The organism is Pseudoxanthobacter sp. (assembly GCF_036822375.1).
Classification (GTDB): domain Bacteria; phylum Pseudomonadota; class Alphaproteobacteria; order Rhizobiales; family Segnochrobactraceae; genus Pseudoxanthobacter.
Window position 1 is genome coordinate 1 of record NZ_DAISHT010000296.1, and the last position, 3,373, is coordinate 3,373.

Sequence of the window (3,373 nt, forward strand, 5' to 3'; positions counted from 1 at the left end):
CGAACCCAGCACCTTCTGCATCGTCTCCAGATAGAGGCGCTCGCGCGTCAGGTCCGGCGCCTTGGCATATTCACGGTAGAGCGAGAGGAAGCGCGAGGCCTGACCCTCGGCCTCGGCGATGGCCCGGTCGCGATAGCCCTCGGCCGACTGGGTGATGGAGGCGGACTGACCGCGCGCCTCGGGAATGACCCGGTTGGCATAGGCCTGCGCCTCGTTCTGCACGCGCTCCTGATCGGCGCGGGCGGCCTGCACGTCGCGGAAGGCGTCGATGACCTGCTGCGGCGGGTCGACCTTCAGCATCTGCACCTGCGAAATCTCGATGCCCGCCTTGTAGCCGTCGAGCACCTGCTGCATCAGGGCCTGAACCTGCGTCTGGATCTGCTCGCGCTGGTCGGTCAGAACGCGCTGAATGGCGGTGCGGCCCACCACCTCGCGCATGGCGCTTTCGGCCACCGCCTTCACGGTGCCTTCCGGGTTCTGCACGTTGAAGAGGAAGTCCGGCGCGCTGGAAATGCGCCACAGCACCTTGAAATCGACATCGACGATGTTCTCGTCGGCCGTCAGCATCAGGCTTTCTTCCGGCACGTCCACGCCGCTTGCCGGGCCGCCGCGCAGCGGCTCGATCTCGCGCAGACCCACCGTGGTCTCGCGCATGCGCAGCACATCGGGCGTTTCCACGCTGCCGACCGGATAGGGCCAGTTGTAGTTGAGGCCCGGCTGCGTCAGGCCGACGAAGCGGCCGAACACCATTTCCACACCGACCTCGCCCTGCTCCACGCGGTAGAAGCCGGTTGCCAGCCACAGGCCGACCACCGCCACGCCCGCCACCAGCACGGTGCGCCAGCCGGGGCCGGAACCGCCGCCGCCGGGCAGAATGGTGCGAAGCCGGTCCTGACTGCGCCGCAGGAGCTCTTCAAGGTCCGGCGGCCCGCCGGCCGGCCCGCGCTGCGGCCCTCCGCCCCACGGCCCGCCATTGTTGTTGTTGCCGCCGCCCCAGGGGCCGCCGCCTTTCCAGCCGCCGCCGCCGCTCTGATTGCTCCAGGGCATCCCTACTCCTCAGTGCCAGCCCCGCCATGCGGCCGGGGGTCAACCTCGTTTCACGCTGCAGGCCGCGCCGCACGGCAACGCCGCCCGCCGGGCGCAGCAACAACCGGTTCCAGCGTTATAGGGTGCGTCCTGCCCCCTTTCAACGAAAGCCCCGGCCGGCGCGCGCCGTGCCGCACCGCTGCCGGGCGCGCACACCGCCACGGCGCGCGCAGCATTTTCTTCAGGTGGGGTTTCAGGCGCCCGAGTTCAATTGCAAATGCAGTGCAAAAACAGGCTTATCCGTCGCGCCGGCGTTCATAGACCACATGGGCGGTCGGTGCGCTGTCGCGCGGGTCGGTCACCGTCTCGCCGCGCCGCACCACCTGCCAGAGATGGCGGTCGATTGGCGGAAAGAACACGCTGCCCTCCGGGCGGGCGTGGACCTCGGTAATCGACAGGCGGTCGGCCCGGCCGATGAGGGCGCGGTAGAGATCGCCGCCGCCGATGACCATGATGGCGTTGACGCCGCGCGCCGCCGCCAGCCGGGCGGCAATCTCCAGTCCGTCGTCGACGCTGACCGCCCGGTGTACGCCGGGCACGAAGAAGCTGTCGTCGGAGGTGACGACCACGCTGTCGCGCCCGGGCAGCGCCCGGCCGATGCTGCGGAAGGTGCGCCGCCCCATCAGCATGGGATAGCCCCACGTCTCGTCGCGAAAGCGCTTCAGGTCGCTCGGCAGATGCCAGGGCATGGCCTCGCCGGTGCCGATCACGCCGTTTTCGGCAACGGCCGCCACGAGCACCAGTTGCGGAATCACGCCGCGCCCTCCGTCGTCGCCGCCGCGGCGGCCAGACGCGCCAGCGCAGGACCGGCCACGCGGCAGGTGGTCCACGCATCCATCATCTGCGCGCCCTGCGCCTTGTAGAAGGCGATGGAGGGGGCGTTCCAGTCCAGAACCGACCACTCCAGCCGCCCCAGTTCCTCCGCCACGCAGCGTCGGGCGAGCTCCGCCAGAAGCGCCTTGCCGATGCCGCGGCCGCGCAGCGCCGGATCGACGAACAGATCTTCCAGATAGAGACCGTGACGGCCGACGAAGGTGGAGAACGTATAGAACCACAGCGCGAAGCCGGCCGGCTGCCCGTTCCATTCCGCGATCTCGCAGAACACGCGCGGATTGTCGCCGAACAGCGCGCGGCCGATGGCGGCCGCATCGGCCGCGACTTCGCCGGCGAGATGCTCATACTCGGCCAGCGCCTGCACGAAGCCCATCACCAGCTGTTCATCGCCGGCAACCGCCCGGCGGATAACGAGACTCATACCGCAACCTCCGCCCGGATGTGGGGGTGAGGATCGTAGCCGGCGATCGCCAGATCCTCATATTTCAGATCGAAGAGGCCGCCGGCCGCCGGCGCAATTTCCAGCCGCGGCAGCGGGCGCGGGCTGCGGGCGAGCTGCAGCTGCGCCTGTTCCACATGGTTCAGGTAAAGATGCGCATCGCCCAGCGTGTGGACGAAATCGCCCGGCTCATAGCCGGTCTCGCGGGCCACCAGATGGGTCAGCAGCGCATAGGAGGCGATGTTGAACGGCACGCCCAGGAAGACATCGGCCGAGCGCTGGTAGAGCTGGCACGACAGCCGCCCGTCCGCGACATAGAACTGAAACAGCAGGTGGCAGGGCGGCAGCGCCATGTCGGGCACGTCGCCGGGGTTCCACGCGGTCACGATCAGGCGGCGGGAATCCGGTGTGCGGCGGATCATGCCGATCACATCCGCCATCTGGTCGATCACCCGGCCGTCGGGCGTCGCCCACGAGCGCCACTGCCGGCCATAGACCGGGCCAAGCTCGCCGTTGCCGTCCGCCCACTCGTCCCAGATCGAAACGCCGTTTTCCTTCAGGAAGGCGATGTTGGTATCGCCGCGCAGGAACCAGAGAAGCTCCACCGCGATCGAGCGCCAGTGCAGCTTCTTGGTGGTGAGCAACGGAAAGCCCTGCGACAGATCGAACCGCATCTGGTGGCCGAACACCGAGCGCGTGCCGGTGCCGGTGCGGTCGGTCTTCACCACGCCTTCGGCCAGAATGCGCCGGACGAGATCGAGATATTGCTGCATCACACCTCCCCGCAGGACGCACCCGGCGGCCGGGCGCGGCGGCGCCGGCCGGATTGTCGGGAACCGAAAGGCCCCGTTTAACGCCGGGGCAGCGGCGGCGCAAAGGATTCGGGCCCGCCCCTCATCAACAGCGAAAGCCTCGCCTCCCCCCTTCCCCTGCGGCCGGGGCATCCCTATATTCGCTTCGCCGGCAGCAGCCGGATATGGCGATAAATGGTCGGCATAATAAGCTCATCGGACC

Annotated in this window: 4 protein-coding genes; all 4 read right to left on the reverse strand. The window is 68.7% G+C overall.

The window, feature by feature from the left end; genetic code table 11:
* A partial coding sequence (gene hflK, locus V7067_RS16710) for an FtsH protease activity modulator HflK (RefSeq protein ID WP_334177024.1) occupies positions 1 to 1,047 on the reverse strand: 1,047 nt, incomplete at its 3' end.
* 275 nt (positions 1,048 to 1,322) lie between these two features.
* Positions 1,323 to 1,841 (reverse strand): dihydrofolate reductase, encoded by a 519-nt coding sequence (locus V7067_RS16715; protein ID WP_334177025.1) that lies wholly within the window; start codon positions 1,839 to 1,841, stop codon positions 1,323 to 1,325.
* A complete protein-coding gene (locus V7067_RS16720) occupies positions 1,838 to 2,341 on the reverse strand; it encodes a GNAT family N-acetyltransferase (protein ID WP_334177026.1) in 504 nt (167 codons plus the stop codon). The genes V7067_RS16715 and V7067_RS16720 overlap by 4 nt, the downstream gene beginning before the upstream one ends.
* Entirely contained in the window at positions 2,338 to 3,132 is a 795-nt protein-coding gene (locus V7067_RS16725) for a thymidylate synthase (RefSeq protein WP_334177027.1), read from the reverse strand. Before V7067_RS16725 ends, V7067_RS16720 begins: the two co-directional genes overlap by 4 nt.
* Positions 3,133 to 3,373 lie beyond the last annotated feature (241 nt).

Excerpts from the sequence above, each read along its gene's own strand:
- V7067_RS16725 (WP_334177027.1), bottom strand. The coding sequence starts at position 3,132 with ATGCAGCAATATCTCGATCTCGTCCGGCGCATTCTGGCCGAAGGCGTG.
- V7067_RS16720 (WP_334177026.1), bottom strand. The coding sequence starts at position 2,341 with ATGAGTCTCGTTATCCGCCGGGCGGTTGCCGGCGATGAACAGCTGGTG.